General features: G+C 43.4%; 1 other RNA gene. It reads right to left on the bottom strand.

From position 1 onward, the window contains the following. Positions 1-302, bottom strand: an RNA gene (rnpB, locus tag EIZ39_RS26280) — RNase P RNA component class B; the annotation flags it as partial.

Below are 302 nucleotides of genomic sequence, written 5' to 3'. Positions count from 1 at the left end.
GCCATGTTTTGTTCCAGAAACAACTAGGAATTGTTTCTTTCGATAATCATCTGTCTACTGCAAAGCAGTCAGGATAGATTGTTCTCATTCCAACTATCCCATGCCCCTACCAAAGTTTGGGTTGCTAGCTTGAGGGGTTTACCGCGTTCCACTTTCTAGATTTCCCTAGAAACTACGTCACTGTGGCACTTTCAAAGCTATTCAGGCATATCCAAAGACTTAGCCCTTTTGCTTGCCGTAAGATAGCTAGCTATCTCCCTAGGCTTATTTTTTCGCCTAGCACAAACACTACTGGCATCACA

The organism is Ammoniphilus sp. CFH 90114 (assembly GCF_004123195.1).
In the GTDB taxonomy this organism is placed as follows: domain Bacteria; phylum Bacillota; class Bacilli; order Aneurinibacillales; family RAOX-1; genus YIM-78166.
Note: the sequence above shows the minus strand (reverse complement) of the source record. Positions and strands in the feature narration are given on the sequence as shown.